This is a genomic window from Bradyrhizobium sp. SZCCHNS30572 (assembly GCF_032484415.1).
Classification (GTDB): Bacteria; Pseudomonadota; Alphaproteobacteria; order Rhizobiales; family Xanthobacteraceae; genus Bradyrhizobium.
The window spans coordinates 1-14,875 of record NZ_JAUESY010000015.1; the positions used below are offsets into that span (position 1 = coordinate 1).

Consider the following 14,875-nt stretch of genomic DNA (forward strand, 5'->3'; position numbering starts at 1 on the left):
GAGGTGGTCGGCTGGGATGTGCCTTTCCAGCGAGAACTCATAGAACAACGCAGCCTGTTCGACTTGCCGATGCCCCATCATGACCTTCAGTCCTGCCCACTAGACAGACTGAATCACCGATATCTCTGCGTCGCAACTGCTGACTTTTTCAACGAAATCGGCCCATGGCTGCCAACTTGTGGCGCCCGCACGGTGACGCGTCGAGCAGCCACGTGCGGCGAACGTCGCGGACGTCTCACGCCCAAGATCAGCTCGCCGCGACATCTCCGCGGGCGTGCACGCCGCGCGCGAACCGGCCGAAGCGCAGCGCCAAGGTCGGCAGCACCAGCAGGTTGAGGGCCATCGAGGTCAGGAGTCCGCCCAGGATGACCACGGCCATCGGTCCCTCGATCTCGCGGCCCGGCTCGCCGGCGCCGAGCGCGAGCGGCAGCAGGCCGAGGCCGGTCACCAGCGAGGTCATCAGGATCGGCACCAGGCGGTCGGCGGCGCCGGCGATTGCGGTCTCCAGAGTCCAGGCACGGCCTTCGGCGATGACCAGATGCTCGTAATGCGAGATCATCAGGATCGAGTTGCGCAGCGCGATTCCGAACAGCGTCACGAAGCCCACCATCGAGCCAAGCGACAGCACGCCGCCGGTCAGCGCGACCGCGATGACGCCGCCGACGAAGGCGAACGGCAGGTTGATCAGCACCAGCACCAGGTTGCGCCAGTGCCCGGTGACGAAGGACAGCAGCAGCACGATGCCGATCGTCGCCAGCAGCGAGTTCACCAGCAGGTCGCGGCGTGATTTGGCCTGCGCCTCGGCCGCGCCGGTGAACTCGACATGGGCGCCCGGCGGCAGCTTCACCTCCTTGGCGATCTTCCGCTTGGCCGCGGCCACGAAAGATTCGAGATCACGCTCGGCCACGTTGGCGGTCACGGTCTGGACGCGCTGCCCATTGCGATGAAGCACGACGTAGCGCCCCGCGGTGCCGTAGACGTCCGCGACCTGCTTCAGGAGGATGTAGGCGCCGCTCGGCGTCCGGATCGGCATGTTGCCGATCTCGGTGGGACGTGCGGTCGCATCGGGATCGAGCTTGACGATGACGTTGAAGACCACGTTGCCTTCATAGGCCTGGCCGACCACGTCGCCCTGATAGGCGGTGCGGATCAACTCCAGCACCTCGACCGCGTCCAGGCCCCAGGATTGCAGATCGGTCGGGCGCAGGGTCACGTTGACCTGCGGCATGCCCGGCGGCGACTGCTGCTGGATGTCGATCGCGCCCCGGACCTCGCCGAGTTCGCGCGCGACGTCGCGCGCGGCGCGCTCGAGATCGTCGAGATCGGGGCCGAACACGTTGATGACCACGGCGGCGTTGAAGCCGGACAGCGTCTCCTCGATGCGCTCGGTCAGGTAGGTCTTGATCGACAGGTTGATGCCGGCGAAGTTGGCGAGCGCAGCGCGGATGCGCTGCTGCGCCAGTTCCTGCTGTTCGCCTGATAGCCCCGGCTTCAGGTCGACTTCGATCTCGCTCGAATGCGTGCCCGCGGTATCGACGCCGGCCTCGGCGCGGCCGGCATGCTGTGCCACGCTGCGGACCTCCGGCACGCCCTTCAGGGCCTCGGCGATCAGCGTGCCCAGCCGCAGCGATTCGTCGAGTGAGGTCCCCGGCAGCGTCGAGACGTGGAGGATCAGGTGGCCTTCCTTCAGGTCGGGCAGGAAGGTGCCGCCGAAGAACGGCACCAGGCTTGCGCCGCCGGCGGTCACCAGCACGGCCGTCAGCATGACCGACTTGGGAAAGCGGCCGAACCGCCGCAACAGCGTCTCGTAGGAGCCGCGCGACCAGCGCACCAACGGCGGCTCGCGTTCCTCGCGCGGCTTCCGGCCGGCCAGCAGCAGCATCGACAGCGCCGGTGTGACCGTCAGCGCGACGATCAGCGAGGCGACCACCGCGAGGATGTAGGCGATGCCGAGCGGACCGAACAGCCGGCCAGCGAGGCCCGGCAGCGCAAGGATCGGCACGAACACCAGGAGCACGGCGAAGGTCGCATAGGCGACCGCGCCGCGCACCTCGAGCATGGCATCGTAGATGACGCGCGCTTCGCTGCGCGGCGACGGCAGGCATCGGTTCTCACGCAGCCGGCGCACGACGTTCTCGACGCCGATCACGGCATCGTCGACGACCTCGCCGATCGCGATGGCGAGGCCGCCGAGGGTCATCGTGTCCAGGCTCTGTCCCATCCACTGCAGCGCCAGCACGGCCGAGAGCAGCGACAGCGGGATCGCGGTGCAACTGATGACGGAGGTGCGCCAGTCATAGAGGAACACGAACAGCACGATGATGACCAGGGCGCCGCCGATCAGCAGGGCGAACAGCACGTTCTCCGTTGCCGCATCGATGAAGGTCGCCGGACGGAACAGATCGGCGTGCAGCCTGACCTTCTCGCTGTCGAGCGCCGGGCGCAGCTCCCGCAGCGCGGCCTCGACGCGCGCCGCGACGTTGCGCGTGTTGGCGCCGAATTGCTGGCTGATCATCATCATGATGCCGGGCCGGCCGTTGATCAGCGCGCCCCCGATCGGCGGCTCCGGCGCGTTCACGACCGTCGCGACGTCGCCGAGCACCACGCTGGCGCCGCCCTGGTGCAGCAGGACCGTCCGCGCCAGCTGCTCGGGTGTGAGCGACTGGCCCTGCGTCTGCAGGATGACCCGTTGATTGGCCGTGTCGACGAAGCCGGCACCGCGCACGCCGGTGGCCTTGCGCGCGGCGGCGACGACGTCGTTCATACCGACGCCGAAGCGGACAAGGTCGTCGGATCGCACCTGCACCTGCAGCGACCGGATGTCCCGGCCATAGGTCGTGACCTGCGCCACGCCCGCGACGGCCAGCAGCCGCCGGCTCACGGTCCAATCGGCGATCGTGCGCACATCCATCAGCGAGCGCTGCTCGGAGGTCAGCCCGATCGCCAGCACGGTGCCGGCCGCCGGCACCAGCGGCGTCATCGATGGCGCCCGCACGCCCTGTGGCAGGCTGCCGGCGACGACCGCGAGTCGCTCGGTCACCAATTGCCGCGCCCGGAACACCTCGGTGCCGGGCTGGAAGATAACCGAAATGACGGACAGGCCCTGGATCGACGACGACCTCATGCTCTCGACGCCGGCGAGACCGTTGATCGCGATTTCGATCGGCTGCGTGACCAGCACCTCGACCTGTTCCGGACTGAGCCCGGGGGCCTCGGTCTGGATCGAGACCTGCGGCGGCGCGAATTCGGGAAACACCGCGTAATTGGCGCTGCCTAGCGAGAAGATGCCGTAGCCGAGAATGGTGCAGGCCACCCCCAGCACGATCCCGCGGAAGCGGATGGCAAACGAGATCAGCGCCGCCTGGGGGCCGGCCGCGGCGCCGCGAACGCCGTCAATCATCGTCGCCGCCGCCGCGCAGCTCGCTCTTGGCCTCCTCCGACAACAGCACCTGCGCGCCGCGCAGGACGATCTCGGAGCCCGACGGAATGTCCTGCACGACATAGTCGTCGTCGGACACTGGCTGGTCGGTGCGGATCGGGTGGCGCTTGAAGATCTCGGGACCGGCGCGCAAATAGACCCACGAGCGGCCCTGCCATTGCACGATCGCGGTGTCCTCGATGAAGACGCCGTCGAACGACTTGCCCGAGGGCACATAGGCGGTGGTGTTCATCCCCGGCAGCAGCCCGCTGTCGCCGGCGGCGACGAAGTAATAGCTCACGCCCTGGATGCGCGGATCGGTTCGCGGCGCAGCCGACAAATAGCGCAGATCGATGTTGGCGCTGCGGGTGGGCGCCTGCGCCAGCGCGCCGCGCGGCGGCCCGGCCAGAGTCACGCCGGGCGGCAGCGTGACCTGCACCAGCAGCTGCTCGCGTTCGATCAATTGCACGACCTGCGGCGAACGCTCGATGATGCCCTTTCCGATGACCGCGCCCCATTCCTGCCGCGCCGTCGCCATCAGGGTCTTCACTTGCGATTCGGCGGCAGCCAGGCTGGCTTGATCGGTCCGGAACGTGCCCTCCGCCGCCTCCGCATCCTTCCGCGGCATCGCCGCCGACTGCACGAGGTCGCGGGCGCGCTCGAATGCGAGTCTTGCGACGTCGAGTTTCGCTTGCGCCGTCTGCAGCTGCGCCTGGGCATTGGCGTAGTTGTTGGTCAGGTCGGTCAGCCTGGCGACGTCCAGCACCGTGCCGTAGGCGCGAAACTGTTCGGGATGGGATTCCGCCGCCAGGACGGCGGTCTGGAGTCCGATCTGCTTCTGTTGCGTTGCGGAAAGCTTGACCGTCGCCGGCTCCCGGCCTGCCGCGCCGTCAGACTGCGCCTGCGCGCGCGACGACAGGGAAACCACCGTGAACAGCACGGCACCGCATGCGGCCGCAGCTCTCGTCCGTTGCCTCACCATGCAGTCCCGGCCCCATCGATCGGGGAAACGTCTGGATGACGTTGATGTCGCTGCAACAACAGCTACTTCAGCTTCGAGGGTGTTTCAAGCAGCACCGGCTGCGGGGCCATCGCGGACGTCCTGCCCACGCGGCTTCCGTCGGATGCGATCACGGTACTTGCGGAGGGGAGCGCGCAGCGCGATGCACGCAGGCGCCAATGCTTGTGGCGCCTGCCTTGCAAGCGAGCCGCATCCGCGGCGGGTTCGTGGCCGAACATGGACCGCAGCCGCGCTGCGGCGTGGAGATCGGGCGTTCGGCATGCGTCGGGATATTTCTTCTTGAGTGTTAGAAGTATTCTTAGACACATTCCAGCGTATTCGTCCGCAACCCAAGCTTGTTGCCGGCCACGCGCGCCGCGCTACACAAAAAGCCCAGACTAACAAACTTGTTAGGCACGATTTTCCTCATCGAATGACCCGGGATTTTTTCCCGATTCCCCGACAGGGGCGAGAATCGTCACATTCATCTACCTGTCGGGTCATTGATGTGACCTCACTTCGCCATACCCCTCCGCAACGAGTCGGGAGTTCCGTCGACGTTGCAGCGAGGCAAGCTTGTCCACTCTGAACCCACCCTTCGATCGCCCGGCGCACCGCGATCACGCGCAGGGCCATCCTTGTCGGTCAGCCTCTCGCCGAGCTCCCGCCGACGTCGCGGCCGACTTCAGAGAAGGATCTGTGCGATGAGCCAGCTGGTGAATGTGCGGCCCAACGAGGCCGGCGCGGGCGATCGCAAGGCGCAGAGCAGTGCAGCCGATCACGGCATGCGGCTGCTTGGTGCTATCGGTGCGGCGGCCCTGGAGTCGCAGTCGCCGACCGACGCCTGGGCGTTCTCGACGAGCGAAGCGCTCGGCACGGGATCGGTGGTCGAGCCGTTGCAGGACGTGCTCGGCAGTCTGACCGAGATCATTCGGGCCGAGGGCTCCCCGGCGGAGCGGCAGCCGGATCATCCATTCGCCGACGATCATGGCTTCGCGCTCGACCAGGAGGAGCTGGCGGGTCTGCCGGGCGTGGTGCTCAATACCTTCGATGTTGACGGCCCGGTGTGGCTCGCCGTCGAGGCGCTTGCTGCGACGCAGCCCCCCGCCATCGACTACGATCTCAAGATCTGGGTCGAGCCGTCGTCCGAGCCCGACCGTCGTCCATCGCCGCACGAGAGCATCGTGGTCACGGTCGATGAGATCGAGAAGAACCGCCTCACCTTCGCCCGCCACGCACGGCCCGAGGATTTTTCGCCCGCCCCGGCGCTGGGCGCCTGGACCGGACGGCTGCGTCTGGAGCAGCGTCCTGACCTCGTGCAGCGGATCGAGCGCTATATCAGCGGGCCATGGACCGCCTGGGCCGACACCGAGCGCATGCGCCGCCGGACCATGGCGATCCATCAGCGGCTGCGCGACATGGCGGCCGCGGCCCGCGACGATCAGGCGATCGAGGTCATGTGGGGCATCGCGCTGTCATCGTGGCGGCAGGGCGGGCGCGAATTCGAGTTGCCGCTGTTCGAGCGCGCGGTCGAGATCGAGATCATTGCGCGTCCGGATGCCGAGGTCAGGGTCCGGCCGCGCTTCGTCGGCGCAACCGTCAATTTGAGGGCGCTCGATGCCGTGGCGCCGGACGTGGCGCTTGCCGTGCGCGACAAGCCGGATCGCCTGGTCGAGGCGCTCGAGCAGCGCGCAGAGCTGTCGCCGTTCACGCCGATCGGCATCGATCAGATCCTGAGCGCCGCAGGCGCGCAATCCGGTTACAAGACGTCGCGCAGTCTCGCATCTTCGGACGATGCGCCGGCCATGGAGGCCTCGGAGGCCGCGCTCACGTCGGGACGCTGGGTCATATCCGCGCGGCGGCGGCCGGAGAGCCTCGCCCTGCGCGACATCGACCGTCTCAAGAACGCGATCGAGCATGCGCCGCAGAGTGAGTGCTGCCTGTCGGGAGCCGTGAGCGCGCTGCTCTCGCAGCCGGATGGACGTGGCCACGCCAATGCGCGCCGGCACCTGTCCGGCATCGTCGGCGGCCCGATCGACCTTGCGCCTGCGCCCAAGCCTGCTGCGGTCGAGCAGGGCGATCTGTTCTTCCCGCTGCCGGCTGTCGCGGAGGATGTCGAGGTCGTACGCGAACTGTCGCGGTCGGATGGCCTGATGGTCCAGTCTGTCGAACGCAACGATCGGATCACGGCGCTCGTCAACGTCGTCTGCCATCACCTCGCGCTCGGCTCGCGCGTCCTCGTCGTGTCCAGGGACGAGGCTGCACTTTCGCTGCTGCATCAGAAGCTGCCGCCGGCCATTCGCGAGCTGACCGTCAGCTCGACCGGCTCCGACAAGGACGTGCTCAGGAAGGCCGAAGCCCTGGCGGGCCGGCTGCAATCGATCCTGGATACGCCAAATCTGCGCGATCAGGTCGGGCAGATCGGCCGGCTCGAACGCGACATCATCTCGAAGCGCACGCAGATCGCATCGCTCGACGACGAGATCGCCGAGATCGTCCGGCGCAATCTGCGGCTCGCCGGCGGCTTGCCGGAGCTGCCGTTCGATTTGTTCAAGGCGCTGGTCGGCGAGCAGGACGCGCATGCCTGGTTCACCGACCGGCCGAAGCACCTGCTCGCGGCCACCGACCCGCTCGTGACGGCGGTCGACAATGCACGCGAGGCGCGGCTGCGGCTTGCCGCTGATCTCAAGCACATCGATGTCGAGTTGCCGGAGCTCGCGGCGCTTCCCGACACCGCCGCTATCCTGCGTCTGCACGCGGAGCTGCAGCACCAGGCAGGGCTGACGTCGGACGCTGGCCGCGACGAGGATCTCGCGCTCGACGCCATCGCGACCTTCGGGCTCGACGCAACCAACCGCCTGGCGGCCGATCTCGATGCGCTGGTAGCCGGCCATCGCGCCATCGCCGAGGAGACCTGGCTCGCGCGGCTGTCGCCGCTCGGCGCCGCCAAGGCCGACGCTCCCGCGGGTCTCGACAAGGTCGTGGGGTGGGCGCGTGATGCGTCGTTCCAGCTGTCGCGGAGTGCCGAATTCGCGAGGCGCCAGGTGCAGGCGCCGGTCGAGGCGTTCACCAGGAAGGACGCGATCCGCGTGGTCGAGCGGCTTGCGGCCGGCGAGAAGCCGTTCGCGCGGTTCTCGCCCTCGCGCCGCGCGCTGAAGGCCGCCGTCGAAGCGATCACGGTGGACGGTGCCTCGCCGTCGAAGCCGGCGGACTGGCAATATGTCGGGCGCTTCCTGCTGTGGCGCCACGACCTGCATGCGTTGCGCGCGCGCTGGACGTCGATCGCAACGCAGATCGGTGCACCCGCGCTTCAATTGGAATCGGCGCGGGCGTTCGATGACCTCGAGCACATCGTCAAGAGCGTCGAGGCCGCCATCGTGACGGCCGCGCTCGCCGTCCGCAGCGTGGCCGATGCCTGCTCCAAGCTGTCGGTGCCGGACGGCGACGTCAGGGCGATGCTGGCCGATGCACAGCGGCTGGCCGCGTTCGGCGCGGCGATTCGGACCGTCATGACGCGCGTATCGGGACCGCTGATCGAACTCGCTCGCCTCGGCGAATTGTTCGCCCGGGCGGGAGAACTCGCCGTCTCCGTTCAGGAGAACGTGCTGTCGCGGGTCGGTGACGCCGAGACGGAGCCGCAGGAGCTCGAAACGCGGTGGACAGGCATTCTCGCGACCATGGAGAAGATCCGCGAGGCCAGCCCGGACTACGAACTCGTCAGGACCGCCTGCCGGATGGTGACTGCAGCGGGCGCGCCGAGTCTGGCGCAGCGGCTGCGGTCCGCGCCGGGCGCGGGCGAGGCGAAGGATGCGGCGACGCTCGCGGAATGGGTGGCGGCCTGGAATTGGGCCGTGCTGATGCGGATCGAAAGTCCGGAGGAGCGGCAGCTGCTGCATGACCTCGCGGCTCAGCGCGCGCGGCTGGAGACGCGGTCGCTGGCCTTGTTCGAAGCGGTGATCGGCGCCCGCATGTCGCTGGGCATCGCGCAGAATGCGGGCGTCGCCGTCAGGCAAGCGGTGAAGCGGTTCAGGGACTCGATGCAGAAGATGGCGTCGGCCTGCTCCGGTCCGACCGCACGCCGACTTCGGCTTGCTGCGCGCAGGTCTCTCGACGGCTGGCTCGAGGAGATTCCCTGTCACGTGATGCCGGCCTGGCGTGTCGCCGAGTTGCTGCCGGCCCGGATCGGCACCTTCGATCTTCTGGTCGTCGACCACGCCTCGCGCTCCGATCTGCGCGAACTGACGGCGATGCTGCGGGCCCGCAAGGTTCTGATCAGCGACGAGCGTCACGACGACGGAGCCTTGGTCGAAGCCGGCCGCAACGATCCTGTTGTCAAACGCACCGAGACGAACACGCTGCGCCGCGTTCCACCAGCGCTGCGGCGGCTGCTGATGCCGGGTGCCTCGCTGCGCGATCTCGCCGCGATCCTGTTTCCCGATCGCATGATCGAGCTGCGCGCGCGCCCTGCCGGCGTCGAGGCAGCCTCGGTCACAGCTGCGCTGCTGCCCGCCGATACGTCCAGACCGGCCGATGCACCAGCCGCCGAGCTGCCGCGGCCGGCCCGCGCGGCAGCGCCCGCGCCGAAGCAGCGGCCGCAGCCACGGCAGGTCTTCACGACGCACTCGCTCGAAGAGGAGATCGCCACCGTCGCGAAATATCTCTCGATGGCTCGCCGCTCGGGGACGGACATCGTCACGGCTGCCGCCGGCAAGCCGGGCGCGCCCGCGATAGCGCAGCGTGCCGAGAGCCGCGCGGCTGCGCCCAAGCCCTCGCCGGAGATTCGCGTGCTGCGCCGGCGTCCGCCGCGCGATCCGGCCGCGGACATCGTGACGCCGGTTGTGACTCCGGCTCCGCCTGCGCTGCCGACCGTCGCGCAGCCAGCCACGGTCGAGCCGACCCAGCCGAGCGCGGCCGCCGTCGCTGAAGCGCCGGTCATCGTCGCCGATCGGGCTGCGGTGCCGCAGCGCCCTGCCGAAAAAAAGGTGGTCACGGCGGAGATCGAGGCGGAGTCCACGGGCGCCGCGCCGGCAGAGCCCGTGAAGCCTGCCGTCGTTGCGACACCCGCTGCGGCAGCGGCTTCTGCCACCACTGAGCCCGCTGCCGCTGCTGCGGCTACAGCCTCTGCTGCGACTCCTGCAGCGCCGGCGACCGAGATCAAGATTCACCCCTCCCTCGTCGCGATGGCGTTCAAGGCGACGGAGAACGCCGCGGCACCACGCCGCCGCCGGCCGAGCCGACGGGTGATGGCATTTGCCGCGGCCGGATTGCTGGCAGTCGTCGGTGCGGCGGTGTCCTGGGAGCGCGCGTCGGAATGGATCCAGCTGTCCCTGAGCGGTGCGACGGCAGCGTCGGCTCTGCCGAGCGAACCGGGCGCCCATAAGGTCAGTGCAGAGCGGATCACGCCCGAGGCCAAGCCGGTGGTTGAGGCCAAGCCGGTGGTTGTCGCCGCGGCCGGGGAGCATGCCACGGTCGGCATGAGCGTGCCGGTCAGCACGCCGGCGCAGGCGTTCCTCTATCATGAGGATCCGCAGGATCCGAAGGGCAAGCGTTATCCTGGCAAGGTCACCTGGTCGATCGAGCAGACCAAGGGGCCGCGACTCGATACGGCGCCGGCGATCAAGGGTGAGATCGAGATCGAGAACGGCACCAAGGCCACGATCTCGCTGCGGCGGAACGCCGACATGGAGATGCCGGCGAGTCACATCATGGAGCTCAAGTTCGACTGGCCGGATCAGTCGGTCAGCGGCCTGACCAGCCTGAGGGGCATCGGCCTGAAGGGCGAGGAGGCCGAGCGCGGGACGGCGCTGGTGACCCAGACCGCCCGGGTGACACCGAAATACTTCATGGTCGCGCTGTCGGCCAACGAGGTCGATACCAAGCGCAACCTGATGCTTCTCAAGGGCAAGCAGTGGTTCGACATTCCGATCGTCTACGAGGGCGGCAACCGGGCGCTGCTGTCGATCGAGAAGGGATCCGACGGCGACCGCGTGTTCAAGGACGTGTTCGCCAGCTGGGGTCAGTGACGGGGTTGGCGGGCATCACGAGCGAGGACAGCATGAGCGAGAGTTCAGCGTTGCAATGGCTGCGGGCTCCCAAGCTCGCCGAGGATGCGCTGCCGGAGGATTCCCGCGCGGTGGCCTGCCGGCGCTGCGGCCGCACGGTGCAGGTCTCGCTCAGCCCGATGCGTCCGCCAAGCTTCCTGCGCGTCGAGGATCAGGTCGAGTGTCCCGAGGTGCAGGAGCGCTGGACCGGCAAGAGCGAAGGCGGGCTGTTGCTGATGATGTGCGGCGCGCTCGAGCAGTCGCTCGATGCCGAATGGGAGATCGCAGAGCCGGAGAGTGCGGCTCGACGAGAACCTGCACCAGTCTCTCCGGTGCGCCCGTCACCCGCGCCGGCGGCGTCCCTTCCAGACAGATGGGACGACGGCAGCGACGGTGATCAGGAGGAGGCGGGTGAGGGCGGCCGGCTGAAGGCCGTGTTCGCACCGGCGGCAGGTGCGCGCAAGAAGCTGATCCGCGGAGCGCTCGGCGTCGTGGTCCTCGGCGTCGTCTTCCTCGGCGGCGTGCTGTTGCCGTTACGCGAGATCAGGCTGCTGATTCAGGCGCCGCCTGGGTCGGCCGGATCGTCGAGCTCGCAGCAGGAGGCGCAGTCCGCCGCGCCGCTGCCTCCGCCGCGCCGGATCCTGCTGGAAGCCGCCGGCGCGCGCCAGGACGCCGCGCGATCGCCGTCCAGCGCCTTCATCGCGCCGCGCCAGGATGCTCCGGCACTCGAGGCGACGCTGGCGCGATCATCCGACACGGCAGCCATTCCGCGGCCCGCGCCGGCGCCGGAAGCCGGGCCGAAGCTACGCTTGCCTGAGCTGGTTGCGATCGCCGGTGGCAGTTTTGCGATGGGCGGCGACGACGAGTCCGAGCAGCCGGCGCATCAGGTCAGCGTGCGACCGTTCTCGCTCGGCAAGCATCCCGTGACGATCGGCGAGTGGAAGCAGTGTGTCGCCGCGGCAAGCTGCGCCGACATCGCGGCCGGTGCGGATGATCGTCCGGTCACCAACCTGAGCTACGACGACACGCAGGCCTATCTCGCCTGGCTGTCGAAGGCGACCGGCAAGTCGTTCCGGCTGCCGACCGAGGCCGAGTGGGAATATGCCGCGCGCGGCGGCCAGCGCACCCGCTATTGGTGGGGCGATCGCATGCGCCCCGGCATGGCCAGTTGCAAGGGCTGCAACGGCACGGGCGACGCCGAGACCGACCAGCCGCCGAAGATCGGCAGCGTCCAGGCCAATCCTTACGGCCTGTTCGACATGGGCGGCGGCGTCGGCCAGTGGGTCGCCGACAGCTGGCACAAGAACTACAAGGGCGCGCCGGCGGATGGATCGGCCTGGCTCGAGGAAGGCAGCTATGCCCGTGTCATCCGCTCGGGATCGTGGAAGAACGGCGCCGCCGATGCACGGGCCGGCAGCCGCGACCGCTATGACGGCCGCATCCGGCATCCGACCCTGGGTTTCCGCATCGCGCTCTCACCATAGGGGATTTGCATGCTGCCGAGGTCTGCGCGACTCTGCCTCATCCTGACCGCATCGCTCGTGCTCGCGCCGTCATTGGCGCCGGCCAAGGGAACGAAGGCTGCGAAGGATGCCCGCGTCTATTTCATCTCTCCTGCGGACGGGGAGACGGTGACCGGGCCCTTCATCGCTCGCTTCGGACTGCGCAACATGGGCGTTACCCATGCGGGCGACGATTTCGCCGGCAGTGGCCATCATCATCTTCTGGTCGACGTCGACGAGACGATGCAGGCCGGCGAGGAGATTCCGCGGGACAAGAAACACGTTCATTACGCAGCGGGGGAGACGGAGGCGCGGATCGAATTGTCGCCCGGCAAGCACACGCTGCAGCTCGTGCTGGGCGACACCAGGCATCTCAACTTCGATCCGCCCGTGATCTCCGAGAAGATCATGATCACGGTGAGCAAGCCGAACGGAGGCGAGCAGGAGGCGCGCGCGACGCGCAGCGTCACCGTCCGAAGCCGACCGCAGATCCGATCCGTACCAACCGAGCCGCCGGCCCAGCCCGAGCCGTCGCCGGAGATGACGAAGTCGCCCGAGAGCTCCGACTTCATCAGCCGCGTCTTCTCCGGAACGAAGTGACGAGCATTCCATTCCCGACGGCCGGGCGCCTGATGCGCGTCGGCCTGCGCGCGACCGTGGGACGCAAGCTCGCTCGCTCCTCGAGGATCCATCGCTGAGGGCGGCGCTTGTCGCTCGATGGCGGCAAGGACGATCCATCATCATCCTGCCCCTGCCGCAGCGATGGAATGATGCATGTCGAAATCCGCGCCAGGGCTCGCGAGGCATGCGCCGCACTGGGCGGCGCAAGCGCAGCTCACCCGGCAATGGCCGCTCGTCCTGGCGCGCGTCCATGGCAGATCCCGACGCAAGCGGGGACGTCGTTGCCGAGGCATCCGACACGTCGTTTTCCTGCAACGACTCGCCATCCTGGTCGGCAGTCAGTGTCGGCAAGGGCATCGCCCGCGCCCAGGATCAGGATGGCTGCGCCGCTGTCCGCACGGATGTGCGTTTGACGGCCGGACGATGCGTGCGCAAGCAGCCGCATCGTCATCATCCACCATCGATCTCGATCCGGCCGTGCGAACGATGGCGACGCTCAAAAAAAAATTTCTGAGGCTTAAGGTCGCAGCCTTGTAGCTGTCGGTTCCTTTCTCGCCTCACCATGGTCACAGCGGCAATCGGGCAGGAGTGTGGTCCCGCACACAGCGCCGTCCACGCCTTGTGCGGGAGCAAAGCGCATGCGCCTCGCGATGATGCTGCTACATCCTTGCGAATCAATATCAGTTGCAATGCGCGGGGAACCGCGCGCGTTGTCGAGTCCTGAAAAGATCAGCGGCCTGCCGACACGGTTCAATCCTGACGGGACCGCATGTGAGTTCGCATCTCAGCGACATTGCGGCCGGATGCGGAACGTTTCGAGCCGCGCCTGCGTGATCGAGGCCATCCGCCGCGGATGATGATGTCCAAGTTTCGTTGAAATCTCCTCCCCTTTGTAGCCTGCGCATCGAGCGCTGTTGGCGCCGATGGCGCAGTCTTCGAGGAGGGATTTGATTATGAAGGTCATCAAGCTGATGGGCGTGGTCTTGGCGGCGGGTCTGGCGTCGGGCTCCGCAGCGCTCGCCGACGGCTACAAGGATTGCACCAAGCTCGACAAGGCGTCGTGGAAGACCACCGCCGAGGCCGAGGCAAAGGCGAAGGCCGCGGGCTACGAGGTTCGACAGACCAAGATCGAGGGCACCTGCTACGAGGTCTACGGCGTCAAGGGCGGTAAGCTCTATGAGCTGTTCTACAGCCCCGAAGACCTCGCGCTGAAGCACACCAAGGCGAAGTGATCTGATGGTCATGCGTGACGCAGGCCAGGCACAGCGGAGCGTCTTCTCCGAGACGCCGGCGAACTCGGGTTCGGGGACCGTAGCGGTCTGGGATTTTCCGCTGCGCGTCTGGCACTGGTCGCTCGCGGCCTTCGTGCTCGTCGCCTGCGTCACGCCCAACACGTTCGATCGCCTGCATCGCCTGGCGGGCTATGCCGTCATCGGTCTTCTCGCCTTCAGGCTGATCTGGGGACTGATCGGCAGCCGTCATTCGCTGTTTGCGCGGATCAGCCTCAAGCTGCGGGCGGCGCCTCAGTACATCGTGGGCATGTTGCGCGGAGAGACGGGACGCTATCTGGGCCTGAACCCGGCAGGGGCCGCGATGCTGGTCGTGATGCTTGCGCTTCTGATCGTCTCGACCATCAGCGGCGTCATGCAGGTCTCGATCCGGTTCTTCGGCGTCGGCTGGATCGAGCAGGCGCATGCGCTGTCGTCCAATGCCATCATCGCCCTGATCGCCGTGCATGTGCTCGGCACGGTGTGGATGAGCGTGCTGCAGCGGGAGAATTTGATGCGCGCGATGGTGACGGGACGCAAGCGCGTGCCTGGCATCATGCGCGCCGCGCCTGCGGTGGCGCGCAGCGTCGCACGCCAGAGCCCGGAGCCCGAGCCGATGGCGGACGAGGAGCACGTATCCGTTGTACCCGATCTGCCGCCCCTGCGCGTGAATCCGGCCCCCGGCGCCGCGAAGCCTGCGCGTATGCCGCGATCCCTCAGCATTCACGACAGGCGGCTGGGGGTCGGCAGGTGAGACGGCGGGCATCGGTCGTGTGCGCTCGCCGGCGATATGTGCGTGCAGGCCCGCGCCTGATTTCATTTCTAGTGCGCGCAAGGCTTGTCCGCGCACGGCTCGAGCTGGATGGACGCACACGCATATTGCGGTCCATGCCGCGTGAGACCAGCACGAGCGTGTCCCTTCGTGCATCTCGCTCGCACTCGTCTCGATGAGCGGGCGCATGAGGATCATGCATGTGCTGTGCGCAGCGTAGGCGGTCGATCGTGAGTCTCGTGTGGTTCGCGGC

At 67.9% G+C, this 14,875-nt stretch carries 8 protein-coding genes; 6 read left to right on the forward strand and 2 right to left on the reverse strand.

Going from position 1 to position 14,875, the window contains the following annotated elements:
* Positions 1 to 247: 247 nt before the first annotated feature.
* A complete protein-coding gene (locus QX048_RS34165; protein WP_315828446.1) occupies positions 248 to 3,400 on the reverse strand; it encodes an efflux RND transporter permease subunit in 3,153 nt (1,050 codons plus the stop codon).
* On the reverse strand, positions 3,393 to 4,400 hold the full coding sequence (locus QX048_RS34170; protein ID WP_315828447.1) for an efflux RND transporter periplasmic adaptor subunit: 1,008 nt from the start codon (positions 4,398 to 4,400) through the stop codon (positions 3,393 to 3,395). Before QX048_RS34170 ends, QX048_RS34165 begins: the two co-directional genes overlap by 8 nt.
* A gap of 722 nt (positions 4,401 to 5,122) precedes the next feature.
* On the opposite strand from QX048_RS34170, the gene QX048_RS34175 reads away from it, so the two are divergent.
* From QX048_RS34175 to QX048_RS34200, 6 genes are all read left to right on the forward strand, one after another.
* The gene (locus QX048_RS34175) at positions 5,123 to 10,441 is read left to right on the forward strand and encodes an AAA family ATPase (RefSeq protein ID WP_315828448.1); all 5,319 of its coding nucleotides are present in this window, start codon (positions 5,123 to 5,125) and stop codon (positions 10,439 to 10,441) included.
* A gap of 32 nt (positions 10,442 to 10,473) precedes the next feature.
* Positions 10,474 to 11,943, forward strand: coding sequence for a formylglycine-generating enzyme family protein (locus QX048_RS34180; RefSeq protein WP_315828449.1), 1,470 nt, complete (start codon positions 10,474 to 10,476; stop codon positions 11,941 to 11,943).
* A 9-nt stretch (positions 11,944 to 11,952) separates the two neighbouring features.
* Positions 11,953 to 12,561 carry a DUF4399 domain-containing protein gene (locus QX048_RS34185; RefSeq protein ID WP_315716490.1) on the forward strand — a complete coding sequence of 203 codons (609 nt, stop codon included), beginning with the start codon at positions 11,953 to 11,955 and terminating at the stop codon, positions 12,559 to 12,561.
* 271 nt (positions 12,562 to 12,832) lie between these two features.
* Complete coding sequence (locus QX048_RS34190; protein WP_316201047.1) at positions 12,833 to 13,096, forward strand: hypothetical protein; 264 nt, start codon at positions 12,833 to 12,835, stop codon at positions 13,094 to 13,096.
* Between the two features lie 439 nt (positions 13,097 to 13,535).
* A complete protein-coding gene (locus QX048_RS34195; protein WP_315716492.1) occupies positions 13,536 to 13,814 on the forward strand; it encodes a PepSY domain-containing protein in 279 nt (92 codons plus the stop codon).
* A gap of 10 nt (positions 13,815 to 13,824) precedes the next feature.
* Entirely contained in the window at positions 13,825 to 14,604 is a 780-nt protein-coding gene (locus QX048_RS34200) for a cytochrome b/b6 domain-containing protein (RefSeq protein WP_315716493.1), read from the forward strand.
* Positions 14,605 to 14,875: the final 271 nt, after the last annotated feature.